This is a genomic window from Rhizobium mongolense USDA 1844, from assembly GCF_000419765.1.
Lineage (GTDB): Bacteria > Pseudomonadota > Alphaproteobacteria > Rhizobiales > Rhizobiaceae > Rhizobium > Rhizobium mongolense.
Genome location: NZ_ATTQ01000032.1, coordinates 1 through 20019 on the forward strand (window position 1 = coordinate 1; position 20019 = coordinate 20019).

Below are 20019 nucleotides of genomic sequence, written 5' to 3' on the forward strand. Positions count from 1 at the left end.
GGCGGCGGCCTGACCACCTGGTCCTTCGGCCCGACGCTCAACCTGCCGATCTTCGACGGCGGCCGCCTGCGCGCCAATGTCGACATTGCCAAGTCGGACGCCAAGACCGCCTATCTCGCCTGGAAGGCAGCGGTGCTCAACGCCGTCGAGGAGGTGGAGAACGCGCTGTCAGCGGTGCGCCGCGACGCCCAGACGGTGGAAGCGCTGCGCGCCCAGGTCAAGACGACGCAGGAATCGCTGGAACTGTCGACGGCGAGCTACAAGGACGGCGCCTCCTCGCTGCTCGACGTGCTCGACGCCCAGCGCAACGTCTCGACCGCCCAGGCGAGCCTGGCGGCCGCCATCCAGCAGATGGCCAAGGACTACGTCTCCCTCAACGTCGCCATCGGCGGCGGCTATGCCCCGGGCGGCAGGGTCAACTCTGTCTCCGCGACCGTGGCAAGGGGCCCCTCAAAGAGCTGATAAAGCCGAAGCACGATGAAAAGAAATGCGGCGCAACCGCGCGCCGCCAAGGAAAAAGGACCCGTCCTGCCTATTGACGAGCCCTTCTCCCTTCATCGGAGGAGTATGAGACGGTCTCGCAAGGATGATACCGCTCTCAAGCATCAGATCACGGATTCCCGGTCTTGAACATATCTACAAACGAATGACCCGCCCTACGCCCCGGGTACGCTTCATGACGATCGCGCAAACGCGCTTTCTGTGCCGGAAGAAGACAGGAACCACCCCCGCTCGGCCATCACCCAAAGGGATTAATTGATTTCGTGCAGGAGTATGGCATCCTTGCGTCGGGATCGGGGGCAGTACCGAGTAGAGCCAATTCCAAATGCGGCAGCTAATACTCGCGGGCTAATGACCGCGAAAAAGCTCCTTGCGGAAGGGCTCGCTTCTTTGCCGAAGCGAGCCCGGCTTTTTTCGACCCCAAGAATATCGAGAAGTTTTTAGTCTTACAGAAAAACAGTGTCCCCGCTTGTAGGGCGCCGGGGACAGATTCTCTTCCTTCTCGGCCATCAAGCATTGGCGCTCGACTCCTTCGCAGGCGAACCGCGCAATCCACCTCTTACCCAGGTGGCACTCGAGACGGCCTGCCCGCGAATGCATGCGATTAGGAGTTCAGCAGCAACCAGGCACGATCAATGCATGAAATCCCTGATCTTGTAGGCAACCTCCGTCCGATTGGTGGCATTCAGCTTTTTCATGATATTGCGGATGTGAACCTTTACCGTACTTTCGCAAAGCTTCATTTCATACGCGATGATCTTGTTGGCCTTGCCGCGCAGCAAGGCTTCTGCCACGACCGCTTCACGCGGCGTGAAGAGTTCATCGGTACAGCTCATCCCGCTGCTGACAGCACTGATCACGTGCCTCGCAGCAAGAATGCTGCTCGCGGGAATGAAAATTCCGCCGGCCTGCGCCAGGCCGATCGCTTCTGCAGCAACGCCAATACTCACAGTGGTGGGTATGTAGCCTCGGGCGCCGTATTCCAGCGCTTTGAGGATTTGCGAAAGTTCGTCGCTTTCCGCCCCCACGACGACAGGGCTGGATTTGAACTTCTCGGTCAATTTCGCGATCGCCTGGCCCACATCGGCATCCGTGATCTTCTTTCCGCCGATCATCAAGAGGATGACGGCGGGATCATGCTGGATAAGCTGGTTCTGCCAGTCCTCCAGCGAATTGGCGGAAATGATGTTCAAGGCCGGTTGATACTCGCGAAGGCTGCGTGACAGGCACTCCCGGTCAAGCGCCCGCGAATCGATCAGCAGCAGGTACTCCGTATGCTCTTCCGTCGTGACGAAATTCGCCGACGACAGACTCCGTACCGGATCCCTCGCCTTCAAGGAAATGAGGCGGGTTGTCCTTGCGATACCAGTATTTTCGTTGGTTATTTGTTGCCCGTTCATAGCCGACTCCTACTCTCAACAAAATTGGCAGCCAAAACTAGAGACCAATTTGAAATACATACGCTTTACTTGCAAATCATACGATTAGATCAAACTTTGTGGCCCGATCTAAAGTACTGTTACAGTCGTATGAAATTCAAACGCCCAACATTAAACTTGCATTAATTATAAATGTCGGCATTAACATATGTTAACCACTACTCATAAAAGATCACATCTGAAACCTATTTCTTATGCACAATAACATTGCCCCTAATCACTTTAGCCACAAAGAGCTACGGATATTGTGAGTAATCCTCACATTTTATAGAATTATCCACAGAGATGCGTTGTCGGCTCTTCTTTCGAATAGCCCTCAAAACACCTGGAAGTATTTCAGGAATTTACAGCCGGCGCTCCGGCGGCGGCGCCAGGTAGCTTGGGTCGAAATCGACCAGTTCCTCGAGTTTCTTCCTGTCCAGGAATTCGACGACGCCACTTTTGAATACAAGCAGGCCGCTAAGCCGCATGTCTTTCAGGACGCGATTGATATGGACGGTCGAAAGACCGACGGCGTCGCCGATTTCGGCCTGTGTCAGCGGACATTCAAAACCATCCGCCGACTCGTGCTGAAAGACACCCAGCCGGACGGCCAGCTCGAGAAGAAGATGCGCCGTCCGGGCAAGAGCATCTCGGCGCCCGATATTCGCCATCCTTTCGGTCAGCCGGGCTTGACGGCGCACCATCTCCAGGAGCAGCGCGCGGTGCAGGTCGTTCGAAGCGCTCTCGGGCTTTCGATCGCCGAGCGCCGGCAGTTCGTAGATGCGGATGTTGGAGAGCGCCTGCATCGTCTCGCGCGACAATTCCGCCGAAGCCGTCCAGACGATATCGCCGGGAAGCGAAAAATCGGACACCATGCGTGTGCCATTTGGAAGCAGCTTCCAGGATATTATCCAGCCGCTGACCAGATAGAAGATGCGGGCCCGGCGATTTCCGACCTCGAAGATCGTTTCGCCGGCTTGGTAACCGCGGTACGCTCCCCCCGCAAATTCGCGACGCTTGAGTTGTCGACTTGCAGAAAGCTCATATTCCGCGGTGGTCAGTGTTACCATTCCCCAAACCCCGTAAGCGAACATCCGCTTTTGACTGAACAAAAGTATAATCTTAAGGTTGGAAAATACACAATATCATGCGTCTTTTGCCGTGTCGCTTACTCCATATTGCTTAAGTTGCTTGGGCGTGCGGCGTTTGAGCCTACCGCAGGACTTTACGCGCATACATTGAATCTTTTGCGGGCGACGGGAAACAACGCTCCGCCATGATCGGCAAGCCAGGGGAACATCTGGTCCTTCAATCGTGGAATTCAACGGGGCCGGCTGCAATGCCTCGCACGTCGTCCGGCATCGGATATTCGCTGGTAAGGCCTGGCCGCAGCGCAGATCGCAAGCGCCGCATTCCCGTTTCCGCACAGTCCATCGTCAGATTATATCTTTCCTGATCAATACCTTGGGCGAGCGCGGCTTTTAGAAGAGCAGGAATTTCGCTCACCGGCACATGTTCTTCATCCACAAAATAGGCTTCGCGCCCGACGGAGCGGAAGAAGCCCTCGACCTTTTTGTCCCAACTCAGTCCGAGATGCGCAATGCGCAGGGAATAGGCGGCGATACAAGCGTGGAGGCGATGGGAAACGATTGCATCCGCGGCATTCAGCAGCCGCAGCAACTGCCCGACGTCCGCAGGCCGATCGGCAAGATGGAGTACACCTGAGGTAAGATGACGTACCATCGAGCCTTCGTTCACGATCGTCCTCGCGAAAATGTGATCTTCCGTGGCGCCATTGCAGAACAGCATGACCCTGAATCCGTCCTCGACCAGCGCGTTTACAAGCTTGCGGTACCCAGCCGCGTCCCCAAGAGGTATTGGGCCCGTCTGGCTGGCATGCCGCGTGAGCACGACCGGTTCCGTGACGCAGATGGCGACCGTCTTTCCCGCGCTCGGTACGCGCGTCGTATCGGCTATCTGGCGGATCAGGAGCCCGGGATCAGGGGTGATGTCCGGAACTGGACCGGCCGGAAAATGACGGCGCCAGCTATCGTAGGCAAACCGGTCCCGTACCGAGACGTGCAGCAGCCGCACGCCGCCGATGCGGGCAAACAGCCGCCTGGCTGGCTCTGACCAATCGGAGCTCACGCCGACAGCATAAATCGCAAGCGGGCGGTCGAAGCGACGAACGCAATCCAGAACTGTTCCGATCTTTAACGGGAAATTCAGGTCGTCGTCCTGGAAAAGATTGCCGCCTCCGATGACGACTGCATCCGCCGCGGCAATCTTCCGTTCCCATTCGCCACGCTGCCGCCGGAGCGCTCGCCGGACGACGAAACCGACAGCCAGCCGCCGCGCAGGCTTTGGCAACCTTTGAAGCAGCTTGAGCAGATGCCGACGCTTGCTGCTGCTTGCACCGCCGAACCCGCGACGGCCGGCAAGATCGACAGTCTCCACCTCGATGCCGCCGCCCGTTTGCGAAAGGCCGTGCTCGATGCACAGAGCCAATATGCCGTCGCCAAGGTTCTCGCTGTATTTGACGTTGAAGACGACAATCTTGAAGGGCGTCCTGCTCATGATTGACGCTCCGGCAAGCTCATCGCATTGGAGACGGGCTCGCTTGCACTGAGTGGGTACGGCGAAGCGAGAGATGTGGTGGCGCCCGCGAGAACGTAGATCATCAGCCCGAGATCATAGACCGTCCCGGAGGTGGAAGCTTCGACCAGCACCGCCAGGATTCCCATTTTCGCGGCGCGCATTGCCGCGTCACGTTCGTTCGAGAGCGGTTGCCTCGCAGGTGGCCTTGCTGACAGCACGGTCCATATGAATAGGCCGAATAACAAAATGCCGATCACACCGACGTTGGAGAGCAGGACCAGCACGAAACTGGAGGCGCGCGCGCTGCCCAGCCCCGCACCGAAACCGAATGTATCGAGGAAGGTCTTGTAAGCGACGGCATTCCACCCGGCGCGCTCGCGCCCTGACTGGCTGTCAGCTTTTGAAAAGAGCATTTCATTAAAGAAGCTGCCGACACTCGCAGAGACATCGGGCAACGTCGCAAGGACAAGAAGGACGACGAGCGGGATCGCCGCGATTGAGACGGCGATGAAGAGCGCAGGCGGGTGGGGCCTGCCAGCAGGCGAAACGTAAAGCGACCTCATAAACAGCACCGGAATGATGGCCGCAATGCCGATCAACCCTGTCGCCGATGTCGAGAAGATCAATGCGATGAGCAGAAGTATGGCGAGCGGACCGGTTGTCCGGGCACGAATGCCGTCGAGCCAGAGACTGGCCAACATGGCAAACAGGATCAGCGTGTAGCCCGCAAACGCTGATGCTTCCGGAAAGGTCCCGGAAATCCGCTTCAGCCCGCCTTTCTCGGCGGCGGTCAAAAGAGCGTAGTTTGCTGTCCTGACGAAACTAAGCAGGTACTCTGTATGCGAAAAGTAGGTGACGATATCAAGCAACGCGAAGATCAGTATCACCTTCGCGGTGACCAAAGCGGCTCTGATCAGGTCATCATGCGTGCCTGTACGCCTGAAGAACGCAAAAGTGCTGGCGAAGGCAACCAGGCCACCCAAAGCATAAACAGCCTGCGTTATGTTACTTGCGGAGGCGCGAAGTGGCACGAGCGAGATTATGTTTCTAAGACCGACCGATCGCTCCACGACCATGGTTTCAGTCATTCCCTGAAAGAGCCGCGGAAAAAATACTGCCGTAAGCAGTCCGAAGACCGTCAGTACCAGCAGGATGAATCCGGCACGCGGGAAAGAAAACGCAGCAAAAATCTGCCCTTCGCCAAACGCCATCAATATTCGCAGCGTGAAAAAGAGCAAAAAGAGATTTGGAACCAGGATCGACGCTCCCATGCTGAGCGTGAAGGCCGCGGCCGCGCCGAATGCCGTCGACAGCATCATCCATGTGAAAGAATATCTGACGGGGGCGAGCATCAAGATTACCCCCACCGCAATAGTTACCAGCCCAAGAAATTCGACCCGCATCCGCCGCACCTAGCTTCCTAGTAAGAAATCTATCATGCGCCGATGCGGCCTGTATTTACTTCCGCCTTAAGCCATTTGCAGTAGCTCTTCGGTCGAATTGGGCCCTTTCCCACGAATGTGCGCCTGGGTACGGTCCGTGGCATGAGAACATTTACGCCCAAAACCTGTTTTCGTCCTGCAGGCTGGTCGCGACCGGCTGGCCGCCGGCTTGGCATCGTGATCGCTGCCGCGCTCTTGTGCGCCGGCCCGGCACATGCCGAGGACTGCGTGCCCGGCGACACCGGCGATGAAATCGATACCGAGGTGATGAATCTCACTTTCGAAGACAACTTCGACAAACTCAGCGTGTCGTCCTGGGGGCCTGGAACCCGCTGGATCGCTCATACGCCATGGTCGGGCGATTTCGGTGGCGCTCGTTTTGCCAATCCCAAAGTCGGTTTTCCATTTGTCGTCACTGACGGCGTTCTGCGCATCGAGGCCGCCCGCAACGCCCAGGGGGATTGGCGGTCGGGGCTTCTTGCTTCCGTGGACGCGAAAGGCGCAGGTTTTTCGCAGTGTTACGGATATTTCGAGACGCGCGCCCAGTTACCCATTGGGCCTGGTCTTTGGCCGGCTTTCTGGCTGATTGGCAAGGATAGGTCGAAGTACACCGCCGAAATCGACGTCCTTGAATTCCACGGGGAAAAACCGGAGGGATACTCATCGACCGTCCACGTCTGGCACCGGGGTGGCGGGCATTACTCGGATTTCGCGCGCATCAACGTGTTCCACGACAAAAGGCCCACCGATTTTCACACATACGGCGTAAAAATAGATTCCGAATTTATCCGTATGTATTTCGACAAGGAGCTGGTCTGGAAAACCAAAACCCAGCCGGAGCACCGCCAGCCGATGTATATCCTGATCAATCTCGCGCTGGCGAAGGACGTAGGCGACGCGCAGGTCCCGGAGCCTTCACACATGTTTGTAGATTACGTTCGGGCCTACAGCGTCAAGTGACCGCCTGCCCAGACGCCAGGCTCGACCGGTAACCCGTCAATCATCCGTTCTGCCTCCACTGCCGATGAACAAAAATTCAGGTTGCACAACGCGTTAGCGAACGAGCGCGCCGTCGGCCGCGCGTACCAGAGTATGCGGAAGCCGGCCTTCTAAGACTTTCGTGCACGCATTGTCATCCCAATGATCAACTGGCGATTTTCCTCCGGCGTGAAATTCTGGATGACGAATTCCTCAGTCAACACGGCGGCCGGCGGCCGGTGCAGCATGGAAGGATCCTTATGACCGATCGCGCCTTTTGCGAACCCAACGAGCTTTCCGCGGCGATGCACTATGACCGCGATCGCAGTCTACATAAAATTGTGCATCAGCAAGCGCTGATAGCTCCTCGTGCGACCGCGGTCGTTTTCGGCGACAGGTCAGTCACCTACGGTGAACTCGATAGGCTCTCAGATGGTCTGGCGGCGCGTCTGGTGGGCTTTGGCGTCGGCAGGGGCGACGTTATTGCCCTGTTGTTGCCGCGCAGCCTCGATACGATCATCTGCATGCTGGCAATCCTCAAAGCCGGTGGCGCCTATCTCCCCCTCGATCCGGCCTACCCCCTCGAGCATCTCGGCTATGTCCTGGCTGAATGCGAGCCGAAAGTCGTCTTCGTCGATGCCGACTCTATCGAAAAAATCAGCTCTGCTTCAAGCGAACGGACAAATATCGTCGATGCCAACACCCTGCTGTTAGAGGTGGCAGATGCCCCCACAGCGGCAAGACCGGTGGTCGAGATCGGGGGAGGAGACCTCGCCTATGTCATGTTTACTTCCGGCTCGACCGGACGTCCAAAAGGTGTTGGAATCCCCCATAGAGGAGTTTCCCGGATCGCTCTCGATCAGAACTACCACTCCCTCACACGCAGCGATGTCGTCCTTCACGCTTCAACCATTTCATTCGACGCGTCGACCCTGGAAATCTGGTGTGCGCTTCTGAATGGTTGCCGGCTTGTGATCATGCCGGACGTAAACTTCTCTGTTGCGGGCCTTTGCCAGCTCATTCGAAACCACGACGTCACCGTTATGTTCCTTACAACTGGCCTCTTTCATCTGTTCGCAGACTATTCCGATCGCGACTTGCCAAGCCTGCGTCAAATGCTTTTCGGCGGGGACGTGGGCTCGGCAGCGCATGCGCAACGTTTCCTTGACGGTCATCCGGGCTGCATCCTCACCAACGCATATGGTCCGACGGAAGCGACGGTACTTGCGACGGCCTTTACCATTCCGCGGGGATATTCGGCACCCGAACTGCCAATCGGCATGGCGGTAGCCCATACCGGCATCCACATCCTCGACGAAACCCTGCGTGAGCTTCCCGCCGGTATTGAAGGGCAGCTTGCAATTTCCGGCGACGGCCTCGCAGTCGGTTATTTCAACCGGCCGGAGCTTACCGAAGATAAATTCGTGATGGTCGAGACACGGGATGGACCAAAGCGTTGCTACTTGACCGGCGACCTCGCGATTATGGGCGTAGATGGCATGGTCGCCTTTAAGGGGCGTCGGGACAGGCAGGTAAAGATCAATGGCAAGCGTATCGAACTCGATGAGATCGAAGCAGCGCTGAGACGCGATCCCCGTCTGGCTGACGCCATCGTTGTCTGCCACACACAGAGTCAATCGGTAAAGCAGGTGGTGGCCTATTTGCGCCCTTGCGAAACCAGCATTGGCAAAGACCCGGATCTCGCCCGCGCAGTCATGGCAACACTGCGCAGATCGCTGCCTGCCTACATGATCCCGAACGCAGCACTTGTGCTCGACAGTTTTCCGATGACACCGGGCGGCAAGGTTGACCGCTCAAAGCTGAGCCCGCCGCCGGCTGAACCCGAGGGCTCAATCCGGGAGGCGCCTGAGAGCCAGGTCGAGGCAATGCTGGCCAATCTCTGGCGGGAGGCACTGGGCAGGGAAGAAATCGCACTCGACAGGAATTTTTTCGATCTGGGAGGGACGTCACTTCAGCTCATGCGCGTCCATGCCGGTCTGGAGGCGCACCTGCTGCGGCCCGTGGATGTCGTCATGCTCTTCAAGCATCCGACCATTCGCGAGTTGGCGCTCTTTCTGAACGGCAAGCCGTCAGATTCTCCCCGCTCTGCATCAGCCGCCCAGCGTGCCGCGCTGCAGCGAAAGACGTTGAGCCAGTTCCGTAGGAGCAACTCATGAAGCAGGATCGGGATTTTGACGGCACCGACGAGAACCACGACTCGGGCGGTATAGCGATCGTTGGCATGTCAGGTCGCTTCCCGGGCGCACCCACGATCGACGTCCTTTGGCAGCTCATCTGCACAAAGCGCGATGCGTTTTCGAAATTCATGCCAGATGAGATCGAAGACGCTTTTACGGATGAAGAGCGTGCCATGCCGAACTATGTGCCGGCACGACCACATCTTCGCGACGTCGAAATGTTCGATGCCGAATTCTTCGGTATGTTTCCGCGGGAAGCCGCCCTCACCGATCCGCAGCACCGGGTCTTTCTCGAAATTTGCTGGGAAGCGCTGGAAAGCGCTGGATACGATCCTGAGCGTTTTGGAGGACCGATCGGTGTCTTCGCCGGCGCCTCCATGCCGACCTACCTCATCAATAATGTGTTGAGCGACCGCGCCAAGGCGGAGGAATTTGCCTCCAATTATCAGATTGGCTGCTTCCAGCAGATTGTCGGCGCGCTCAACGATGCCCTGGCGACGCGTGTCGCCTACAAGTTCAATCTGAGTGGCCCTGCCTTCACATTGCAGTCGGCTTGCTCGACCTCACTGCTCGCTGTTTCCCAGGCCTGCCAGAACCTGCAGACCTACAGCTGCGACATGGCGCTCGCCGGCGGTGTCTCCATCACGATTCCGCAGAAGCGCGGATACCTCTATCAGGAAGGCGGAATGGTGTCGCCAGATGGGGTCTGCCGACCCTTCGCCGCGAACGCGGCCGGAACGGTCTTTGCCAGCGGTGCCGGGGTGGTGTTGCTTAAAAGGCTAGAAGACGCCCTACGCGATGGCGACCCCATCTATGCGGTCGTGCGCGGCTACGGGGTCAACAACGATGGCTCGGACAAAGTCGGCTTCACAGCGCCGAGCGTCGAAGGGCAGGCCGACGTGATTTCGGCCGCGCTGGCAAATGCCGGCATCGCGCCATCGGCGATCGGCTATATCGAATGTCATGGTACCGCGACGCCTCTTGGCGATCCCATCGAGTTCAATGGCTTGAAAGAGGCGTTTGCTGAGGTCTGCGGGCAAAAAGACAAATGCGCGCTCGGTTCGGTAAAGGGCAATGTCGGTCACCTCGACGCGGCCGCTGGCGTGTGCGGCCTCATCAAGACGGCCTTGGCCCTGCAGAACGCGAAAATTCCGGGCATGGCAAATTACACCCGCCCGAACCCACGCATCGATCTCGACAACAGCCCCTTTTATATTCCCGCCGAAATGATGGATTGGCCCAAGCAGGAAGGGCCGCGGTACGCCGGTGTGAGTTCGTTCGGCGTCGGCGGCACGAATGTTCATGTCATCCTCGAAGAGCCTCCCTCGCGCAAACGGGATATGGCGGGCGACGTGCGAGGGCCGCATATCCTGCCACTTTCCGCGCGCAATCCGGCTGCCTTGTCGGCAATGCGCAGCAATCTGAAAAATCACCTCGTAAAGCATCCCGGCGCATCGCTCGCCGAGATCGCCCATACGCTCCAGGCCGGACGGCGCCAGTTCAGCCACCGTATTGCCATTGCAGCAACGAATGCCGACGAAGCGCAGGAACGGCTCGTCGCCGACCGCTATCAATCCTCGGTGGCGAGCGACACGCCACCACCGGTCGCATTCATGTTTCCGGGGCAAGGCGCGCAATATGTTGGCATGGGTACAGCCCTTTATAGCCACGAGCCGGAGTTTGCGCAGTGGATCGATCGCGGGGCGGCGATGGTGAAGATGACGCTTAACGCCGATCTTCGCGATTATATTTGCCACACCGGTGCCGTGACGCAGACCAAGGCCGACGAGCAGCGCGAGACGCGCATCGCGCAGCCCTGCCTCTATCTCGTCGAATATGCGCTGGCGCGGCTTTGGATGGGGCGGGGCGTCAAACCCTACGCTATGATCGGCCATAGCGTCGGCGAGTTCGTTGCGGCGGCGCTTGCCAACGTGATCTCGTTTGAAGATGGCTTGCGGCTGGTCGCCGCGCGCGGACGTCTCATGCAAAAGCAGCCGGCAGGTGCAATGGTTTCGGTTCGGGCCGACGCTGAAACGGTTGCACTTCACCTTCGTGACGGCGTCGAGATCGCTGCAATCAATGCGCCGAAATTGTGCGTGATATCCGGTCCGTTCGAGGGCGTCGAAGCGGTGTGCGCCGCTCTCGCAAGGTCAGAAATCGCCTTCAGCCGGCTGCACACATCCCACGCCTTTCACTCCGCCATGATGGACGATGCCGCCGAAGCCTTGCGCGACGAAATGGCAAGGGTGACCTACGGGACTGCGACCATACCCTACATTTCATGTGTGACTGGCGATTGGCAGACGAACGACCGCGGCACCTCCCCGGACTACTGGGCCCGGCATTGTCGGGAACCGGTTCACTTCTCAGAGGGATTGGCGACGCTGTGCCGCAGCCAGAGACCGGTCCTGATGGAAGTCGGACCGGGACGAACGCTATCGGTCTTTGCCTCTCAGACCATTGCCAGGGAGGGAGTCGCCGCAATCGTGCAATCTCTGCCGGAACATGACCGCGCCGATGTTGCCGCCGAAAGCCTCGCGGAGGCACACGGTAAGCTTTGGGTGGCCGGATGCAAGCTCGATTGGCCGGCCCTACCTGCTGCGGCAAAGAGGCGCGTGGCATTGCCAACCTATCCGTTCCAACGCCAGCGTCATTGGATTGACGCACCCCCATCCGCTCGCCGCGCTGCGAGCGAGCAGACCGTGTCAACGCCGCACGCAATACCTGAAGCCACCGCATCATCACAGACCCAAGAACAACCTAAGGACGAGTTGAAAACGATGAATGTTGTTCCTTCACTATCCAACCGCGCCATTTCGCTCGAAACCTCGCTGCTCGCCATACTCAGCGATATGTCCGGAGAGGCGCTTGGCACTGACGAACGGTCTGCCACCTTCCTGGAGCTCGGCTTTGACTCCCTTTTGATCGGCCAATTCGCACAGAGGATCGAGAGAGAATATAGGATCAAACTTTCGTTTCGCGAACTTCTGAGCAATATTCCGTCGGTTGCCGATCTGGCGCTTTACCTCGACAGGCAGATGCCGCCTGAAGCCGCCCCGCCCGTCGAAAGTTTGCAGGTCGAAATGGCGATCGCCATTTCACCGCCAGCGGCAGTACCCGCAGCGCCGGCGGTCCAGGCGCAACCAACCCCGACCGCCGCCAACCCAATGCCTTTGGCCGTTTCCGCACCTGCGGCCGGTTTGGAAAGCGTGATGCAATCGCAGCTTCAACTGGTTCAGGCACTGTTTTCCCAGCAATTTCAGCTGCTCCAGTCGGCCAAGAGCGATGCGGTCCCCGCTCAGCCACAAATGCAGCCGGTCGTCCCCGCCGCTCCGCCAACTATGCCGGTGCAAGTTGCGCCCGTCGCCATCCCAACTGCAACCTCAAAACCGTCGCAGGCGGGGGGTGAGGATGCCTCCAGTTCACGGCGCATGAAGCTCTATCGTCCAGGCTCAAAGAGCATGGTTCCGGAAATGTCGCCGGAAAAGAAAACCTTTATTGCTGAATTAATCGACGCGTACGGGGCCAAGAACGCGCGATCAAAGGCTTCGACCGACGCCCATCGTCGTCGCCTTGCCGACCCGCGCACAGCGTCCGGATTCCGTCCTGAATGGAAGGAAATGGTGTTCCCGCTCGTATGTGACCGTTCGAAAGGCTCCCGCATCTGGGACATCGATGGCAATGAATACATCGATCTCGTCAATGGATTTGGTCAAACGGCCTTTGGTCACGCTCCAGATATCGTCGTGCAGGCCGTCAAGGACCAAGCTGAGTTAGGTTTTGCCATCGGGCCACAAACGCCGTTGGCCGGTGAGGTCGCGCAAATGCTCAGCGCTGTCACCGGTCATGAGCGCATCACTTTCTGCAATACCGGGTCCGAGGCGGTGATGGCGGCAATGAGGCTTGCACGTGCTGTAACCGGTCGTGACCGCATCGTGGTCTTCTCCAATGACTATCATGGTCAATTTGACGAGGTCTTGGTCAAAGGGCGAAACCGGGCAGATAACCCCGTCGCAATACCGATCGCCTCCGGAATCCCTTCCGCTTCCGTTTCCAACATGATCGTCTTGCGTTATGGCGCGCCCGAAAGCCTCGAATTCATCCGCTCAAACGCCCAAGACATCGCGGCGGTTATCATCGAACCGGTCCAAAGCCGCCACCCTGAGTTGCGCCCGGAGGAATTCGTCAGGGAGCTCCGCAGCATTGCAACGCAATACGAATTTGCTCTCGTTTTTGACGAGGTGGTGACTGGTTTCCGAGTCGACCCCGGCGGCATGCAAGCGGTTTGGGCCATAAAGGGCGACATGGCAACCTATGGCAAGGTCATTGGCGGGGGCATGCCTGTCGGAATCCTGGCCGGCAACAGCCGTTTCATGGATGCGCTCGACGGAGGTTCCTGGAACTATGGCGACGACTCGGTTCCTGTCACTGCGCCGACATTTTTTGCCGGAACGTTTGTCCGTCACCCTGTCGTACTTGCGGCCGTACGTGCTGTCTTGGAGCATATTCAGGGTGTCGGGGCCGACCTCTATGGCCGCGTCGCCGAACGCACCCAGGCACTCGTCGCGGAAATGAACGCTGATCTGGCTAAGCGCAATATTGCCAATGTCGTCCACGGCTACAAAAGCTGGTTCATCACGGATTTTGCGGGAGACGACCCTCTCGGAGCGCTTGTCTATCCGCTTATGCGCTTGAACGGGATCCACATCCAGGAGGGATATCCCTGCTTCCTGACGACCACACATAGCGAGGAAGATTTCCAGGCTATCGCCGAAACATTTCGCAGGAGCCTCGATGCCCTGCAGGCGGTTGGCATTCTAGCTCCAGCGGCGACGACAACCGGCGCCGCGCAACCCACCGATACCGCTGCGGCCATTGACGTCATCGTCCGGCCGGCCTCCGCGCCGCTTACCGAAGCACAAACGGAAATCTGGCTGGCCGCGCAGGTCGGCGACGAAGCATCCTGCTCGTTTAACGAGTCATTCTCGCTGACGCTTGAAGGCGATTTTAAGGAAAGTGCCTTCCGCCAGGCGCTTAAAACCATTACCGGGCGCCATGACGCGCTGCACATCCGTTTTGACCGCGCCGGCGACCGTTTCGAGTTCGTTGCCGATTTTGTTCTCGAGGCGCCGCTTGTCGACCTTTCGCAGGAGCCCGACGGCGAAGCCAGGTTACGGGAGATTGTCGATGACGAGGCACGCACGCCATTTGACCTGGTCAACGGGCCTTTGGCACGCGCCTGCATCGTGCGGCTGTCGGCCGACAAGCATGTGTTCGTATTTACCGGTCATCATATCATCTGTGACGGGTGGTCGCTGAATGTCTTTGTCGATGAACTGGCAGCGGCCTACGCGGCGATCTTGCGCGGGGAGACACCGCACTTGGAGCCTGCCCTTTCCTTCGCGACCTACGCAACGGATCTTGCTCCAAAGCCGGAAACCTCTGGAGAAACCGAACAGTTCTGGCTCGATCAGTTCAGGGATATTCCGGATCTGCCGGAAATGCCGCTCGACCGTACGCGGCCAGAAAACCGCACCTTTGCTGGCGGTACCTGCACCGGTTACATCGACGGTGAGGTCTATAAGGCCCTGAAAAAGGCCGGTGCCAAGTCCGGCGCGACGTTGTTCTCGACCTTGCTTGCGACCTTGCAGGTCATGATCTCGCGGCTTTCTCACCAGCAGGACATCGTCATTGCTATTCCGTCGGCGGGACAGAGCCTTATCGGCGACAGGATCCTTGTCGGCCACTGCGTCAATCTCCTGCCGCTGCGCCAAAGCGTATCGCCGGGCGAATCCTTCCTTTCGCATCTGAAGGCAACGCAGCAGCTGGTCTTTCAAGCCTTTGAGCATCAGGCCTACACTTACGGAACGCTCGTTCGCAAGCTTGGCGTGAAGCGGGATTCGCGCCGTCTGCCCCTGACCGAGATACAGTTCAATCTGGAGCGCGTCGCCGGCGGCGGGACCTTCGGCGACCTGAAAGCAAAAATGGCGCCGAACCCCAAGGCATTTTCCAACTTCGATATGTTTTTCAACATGATCGAAGGAAAAGACAACATTCGAATCGATGTTGACTACAACGCCGACGTCTTCGATCGCTCCACGATCGAGCGCTGGATTGGTCATTTTTCGACACTCGCAGCAGCGCTGGCTGGGGACATGGTTACCGAAATTTCAAAACTGCCAATGATGACCGGCGATGAAAGAGATTGGCTGATCGAGCGCCTGAACAAAACGTCCGTCGAGTACGAGCGCGACCAAATGATGTTCTCGCTATTCTCCCGCAAGGCGGCCGAACAACCGAACGCTGTTGCTGTCGAGTATGCCGGCAACGTCCTCACCTATGGCGAGCTCGAAGCCAAATCGAACCAGCTTGCCCTTTACATCCGAAAGACGATCCCCGAACCCGGCCAGCGTGTTGCGCTTCTCGTCGAGCGATCGTTGGAGATGATCGTTGCGCTTTTGGCGATCATGAAAGCCGGCCACGCCTACGTCCCGATGGATCCATCTCATCCCGAGGAGCGTCTGCGCCAGACCATCGAAGTAGCGCGCATCGGCGGCATGATTTGCGACAGTGATGCTATGGCGAGGCTCGTAATGGCGAGTGTGCCCGTCATTCGCATCGATAAGGACGTAAAAGCGATCAACGCGATGAAGGAGGCCGTTCTGAAAAACTTGCCTTCTGACCCGGAGGCGCCAGCCTATGTCATCTTTACCTCGGGCTCTACCGGGGCGCCGAAAGGCGTCGAGGTGTCCCACCGCGCCTTGACCAACTTCCTTGTCTCCATGGCAAAAGAGCCAGGCTTCTCGGCCACCGACACCATCGTCGCGGTCACGACAATCTCGTTCGATATTGCCGGTCTTGAATTGTACCTGCCTCTGGTGACCGGCGGCAAAGTGGTCATCGCCGATCGGCAACAGGTGCAAGACGGTTTTGCTCTTGTTGATCTCATCGGCAGAAGCGGCGCGACTGCACTGCAGGCAACGCCGACCCTGTGGCAGATGCTCGTGGAGGCGGGGCTCAAGGAACGCCCGGGGCTCAAGATGCTCTGCGGCGGCGAGCCCTTGCCAAAAGAACTTGCCAAATCGCTGCTCGGCGCCGGCGGCGAGTTGTGGAACATGTATGGCCCAACGGAAACGACAATATGGTCCTCAGTGCAACGCATCGCCGACGCTGACGCGCCCATCACGATCGGGCATCCGATTGCCAATACGCAGCTCTATATCCTTGACGAGAGCCAGGACCTTGTGCCCATTGGTGTCACCGGCGAATTGTGCATCGGCGGAGACGGTCTGGCTTCCGGTTACTTCGATCGGCTGGACCTAACAGAAAAGGCATTCGTCCCCGTTTCTTTCAATGGCGGTCCACCTAAGCGCCTTTACAAGACCGGCGATATCGGGCGACGGCTAGCCGACGGCTCACTGCAATTGCACGGACGACGTGACCAGCAGATCAAACTGCGTGGTTTCCGAATTGAACTTGGTGAGATCGAGGCCGTGGTCTCGAAAACCCCCGGCGTCCGCCAATGCGCGGTCGTCGCCGCGGAAAACAAAAAAGGTGACCAGTCCCTCGTATGCTATGTCATCCCGGACGCGAGCGGCACAGAGCTAGTCTCTGCCGAGCTTTCGGCTCATGCAAAGGCGAGCCTTCCTGGCTACATGGTTCCGAGCTTTTGGGTTACCGAGAAAGAGCTGCCTCAAACGCCCAATGGTAAACTCGACCGCAAGAGCCTTCAGCAGCGCGGCGTGCCTCAGCGCGAGGCTCAGGTCATCAGAATAAAGCCGCGAACAGATATGGAAGAGAAGTTGCTGGCGATCTGGCAGGACGTGATGCACCTCTCGGAGATGAGCGTCGATGACAACCTCTACGCTCTCGGCGCAGACTCCCTCATGATCTTTCGCATCGCTGCGCGCATGCTTGATGCCGGTCTTCCGCTCGAAGCGAAGCACCTGCTTCGCCACCCCTCGATCGCGGAACTGGCAGCATTTGCGGAAACGCAGAGCGAGTTGGATCAGAGCACCGCGCAATATCGTGTTCCATCACTAAAGGACTTCCGCAAAGGCGCGCGCCGCGGACTTGAGAGGGCGTTATGAGTACCGTTGAAAGCACCCCCGCAAAGTCGGACGTAAAAGAGGAAATTGTTGGCGAATTCCCGTGCACGCAAACTCAATTGCGCTGCTGGATTATTAATCAGCTGAGTCCGGGAAATCCGGCGCTCAACGTTGCGGTTCGATGGGAGATTCGCGGCATCTTCAAGGCGTCTACCATCGAAGCGGCTTTTCGAAAGGTCATCCAGCGCCACGAGGTTTTGCGCACGCGCTTCATCGAAAGGGATGGGCAGCCTTTTCAACAGGCGGTGGAAAAGACCGATTTCAAGATGGTGGTGATCGATCTGAGAAATATGCCGTCTGAGCAGCGCGAGAAAAGGATCTCGTCCATTGGCGATGAGACGGCCAGGGTCCCGTTTGATCTCAGCAGGCCCGGCCTCTTTCATGTTACCCTGTTGATGGCGGAGAATGATCGCGGGTTTTTGCTTATAACCGCGCACCAAAGTTGCTTTGATGGGTGGTCGATCCGGGTGCTCGGCAGGGAGGTTGGGGAGATCGCAGCCGCGATCGATGCCGGTCGAACACCGGCCCTGCCGGAGCTTGAGCTGCAGTATGGCGACTACGCCTTGTGGCAAGAGGAATATCTTGGCAGCTATGGTTTCGAGACGGAAAAGGCCTTCTGGCGGGAGCGGCTGACAGGAGCGCCATACTTCGAAGTTCCTCCCGATCGGCCGCGCGGCGCGGTCAAGACGAGCCATGGCGACATAATCTCAATCCTTTTGCCGCTTTCGTTCGGCGATCGGATGGACGCGGCTGCGCGCAAATATCGCGTGTCTCTTTATAGCTACGGCGCAGCGATCATGAGCGCCATGCTGCATCGGTTGACGAATGCGCCGACCGTCTTGTTCGGCTCACAGGTTGCTGGCCGCGAGGATACCGATCTCGAAAATCTGATCGGTGTCTTTATCAACAATCTCGTGTTCAGGTATGACTTTACCAACGATGTCTCGTTCGCCGAACACATCCGCTCTGCCAACGAAACGCTGGAAGCCGTCCTCAATCACCAGCGCATGCCGTTCAACAAACTGGTTGAACTTGTCAATCCGGTCCGTGATCCGTCACGCAATCCACTGATATCTGTCAATTTCAACCTGCAGAAGGCCTTTCTTGAGGACCACCGTTATGGCGACTTCGAGCTTATCAGTGCTCCATCGCAATCGCCGGGCGTGCTTTACGATTTGAGCTTCATGATGGTCGGACGGCCCAGCGGTTGGCGCATGAACATCGAGTACAATACCGATCTTTTCGACAAGAGCACGATAGAGGCCCTTCTTAAGCTTTGGCAGGATACGTACGAAATCGCGCTGAGCAACCCGGACGCATTGCTTTCCTCTCTCGTGGTGCCGGATTTTAGGCCTGTGATACCGAAGCCACGCGATGAGCATGCAGCACAATTGGAGAGAATACTCCGCACTCATCCGTCCGTGGGCGATGTCGCTGTCGTAACGGAAGCACGCCCCGCACGTCGTGTGGCGGCCTTTGCGACCCCGGCTCCAACGTGGAGCGAACCGATCGACCGTCTGCCTGCCGTGCTGATGCAATATCTGGCGACACAATTACCTCCTGACGCGATGCCGAACGATATCAGCATCCTGCTCAGTTTGCCGAGGACAAGAAGCGGCACGATAGACCATACGAGCCTTCATCTGCGTGAACCGCTGCCGACCGCACCGGCCGTACCCCAACCGATGCCTGCAGAAAGCCGCGTGCGAAAGCCCGATACCGACAAAATGGAGACTCTGGCGAGCCTCTGGAGTAAAATTCTTGGTGTCCAGTCGGTTAGACCCGAGGACGATTTCTTTGCCCTCGGCGGTCATTCGTTACTCGCTCTGCGGCTTTTGTCGTCCATACGAGAGCGATTCGACGTAAAGCCCACTCTGGAATTGCTTTTCAAGGAACCGACGCTGGAAAAATTCGCGGCCGCGATTTTCGAAACCTCTGAAGGCCCAACGATAGCTGAAGCAACGCCTAATCCGTGGGAGTTGATCACCTGTAAACGCGGCTCTGGTCGCTCGGCGGTCTACACGTTCAACCATCCGTTCCTCTTCTATCGCCTGGCGAACGAGTTGCCGGATGCCGTCTCCGTCCACAACATCAATATGTTTAACGCGAAGCTCAACAGCGAGCTTGCGCAGATGTCGCTCGAACAGATCGCCAAGCTGGCCATCGACGCTATGCAAATTCCGCCGGACACTGGGCCGGTTGCGATCGTCGGGCTGTGCGTCAATGGAATCCTTGCAATGGAAATCACCCGGCAGCTGCGTGAAGCGGGCGTTGAAGTCGGCTTTACTGTCGTCATCGATGCCTGGGCACCAGGCTACTTCCGCTCCCAGCCAAAGTTGCGTCAGAAGCGCTGGAATGCGGAGCGGCGCATTAAGCGGATGATATACTTCACGCGCAAGTTGTTTTATGGCCGCATGCCGGTCATCGAATATCTGAAGGAATTCAACGTCACGCTTGCCCTATTGCAAAAGCTCGGCGTCAGCGGCGGTCAGTATTCTCCCGAAGAGCAGGCAAATGCCGAAGTCACCGAGCTCCTCGTGCGCGCAAGCCGCAGCTATCGGCCTGTACCGAGCAAGGATCCATCGGTCATTTTGCTGCGCAGCCAGGCCAATCATCCGCGAGCGCGCAAGCTTCTTTTCGGCTGGGGCGATGCGGTGGCGAAAGACACCGCCGTCCTCGATCTCAAAGGATGGCACGAGGATTCGCTGAGCAACGACGGTATTCGCGAACTTGCCGCGATCGTATCCAGGAAGCTCGACGGCTAAACGCAAAG

Annotated in this window: 9 protein-coding genes; 5 read left to right on the plus strand and 4 right to left on the minus strand. The window is 58.0% G+C overall.

All coding sequences use genetic code 11. The annotated features are described in order from the left end of the window. Window positions 1–462: TolC family protein (locus tag A3C3_RS0133155; protein WP_022718843.1), on the plus strand; the 462-nt coding region annotated here is incomplete at its 5' end. A gap of 671 nt (window positions 463–1133) precedes the next feature. Here the strand turns inward: A3C3_RS0133155 and A3C3_RS0133160 are convergent. The 4 genes from A3C3_RS0133160 to A3C3_RS39930 form a co-directional block, all read right to left on the minus strand. Beyond that, window positions 1134–1901 carry a LuxR C-terminal-related transcriptional regulator gene (locus A3C3_RS0133160; protein WP_022718844.1) on the minus strand — a complete coding sequence of 256 codons (768 nt, stop codon included), beginning with the start codon at window positions 1899–1901 and terminating at the stop codon, window positions 1134–1136. Window positions 1902–2284: 383 nt separating this feature from the next. Continuing rightward, window positions 2285–2992 (minus strand): Crp/Fnr family transcriptional regulator, encoded by a 708-nt coding sequence (locus A3C3_RS39925; RefSeq protein ID WP_084797099.1) that lies wholly within the window; start codon window positions 2990–2992, stop codon window positions 2285–2287. A 238-nt stretch (window positions 2993–3230) separates the two neighbouring features. Next, window positions 3231–4499, minus strand: a complete 1269-nt coding sequence (locus A3C3_RS0133170; protein WP_022718846.1) for a polysaccharide pyruvyl transferase family protein — start codon at window positions 4497–4499, stop codon at window positions 3231–3233. After that, on the minus strand, window positions 4496–5923 hold the full coding sequence (locus tag A3C3_RS39930; protein ID WP_022718847.1) for a hypothetical protein: 1428 nt from the start codon (window positions 5921–5923) through the stop codon (window positions 4496–4498). Before A3C3_RS39930 ends, A3C3_RS0133170 begins: the two co-directional genes overlap by 4 nt. 141 nt (window positions 5924–6064) lie before the next feature. On the opposite strand from A3C3_RS39930, the gene A3C3_RS39935 reads away from it, so the two are divergent. From A3C3_RS39935 to A3C3_RS0133195, 4 genes are all read left to right on the plus strand, one after another. Continuing rightward, on the plus strand, window positions 6065–6922 hold the full coding sequence (locus tag A3C3_RS39935; RefSeq protein WP_022718848.1) for a glycoside hydrolase family 16 protein: 858 nt from the start codon (window positions 6065–6067) through the stop codon (window positions 6920–6922). Window positions 6923–7200: 278 nt separating this feature from the next. Further along, window positions 7201–9117, plus strand: a complete 1917-nt coding sequence (locus A3C3_RS0133185; protein WP_022718850.1) for a non-ribosomal peptide synthetase — start codon at window positions 7201–7203, stop codon at window positions 9115–9117. Continuing rightward, window positions 9114–17228 carry a hybrid non-ribosomal peptide synthetase/type I polyketide synthase gene (locus tag A3C3_RS0133190; protein WP_022718851.1) on the plus strand — a complete coding sequence of 2705 codons (8115 nt, stop codon included), beginning with the start codon at window positions 9114–9116 and terminating at the stop codon, window positions 17226–17228. The genes A3C3_RS0133185 and A3C3_RS0133190 overlap by 4 nt, the downstream gene beginning before the upstream one ends. Then, window positions 17225–20011, plus strand: coding sequence for a condensation domain-containing protein (locus A3C3_RS0133195; RefSeq protein ID WP_022718852.1), 2787 nt, complete (start codon window positions 17225–17227; stop codon window positions 20009–20011). Before A3C3_RS0133190 ends, A3C3_RS0133195 begins: the two co-directional genes overlap by 4 nt. The last annotated feature ends 8 nt before the right edge of the window (window positions 20012–20019 follow it).